Annotated in this window: 1 protein-coding gene; it reads right to left on the bottom strand. The window is 38.2% G+C overall.

Annotated elements, in window-relative coordinates; genetic code table 11:
- Window positions 1-283, bottom strand: a 283-nt coding sequence (locus H2O73_RS23900; RefSeq protein ID WP_182110788.1) for a sodium/proton-translocating pyrophosphatase, incomplete at both ends; no start/stop codon positions are given.

The raw sequence follows: 283 nt of genomic DNA, 5'->3' as shown, positions 1-283 counted from the left end.
AGCTAATGCCGTTAAAGCAGCAGAAGCAATAGCAAAACCTTTCCCTATTGCAGCAGTTGTATTACCAACAGCATCTAATTTATCAGTTCTTTCACGAACTTCACTTGGCAATTCTGCCATTTCAGCAATACCACCAGCATTATCAGAAATAGGTCCGTAAGCATCAACAGCTAATTGAATTCCAGTATTTGCCAGCATTCCTACAGCTGCAATTGCAATACCATATAAGCCCGCAAAATGATGTGAAATTAAAATAGCTGCTGCAATTAATAAAATTGGAATC

The sequence above is a fragment of the Vibrio marinisediminis genome (assembly GCF_014050145.1).
Classification (GTDB): domain Bacteria; phylum Pseudomonadota; class Gammaproteobacteria; order Enterobacterales; family Vibrionaceae; genus Vibrio; species Vibrio marinisediminis.
The sequence above is the reverse complement of the archived record's forward strand: the minus strand, read 5'-3'. Positions and strand labels throughout refer to the sequence as shown.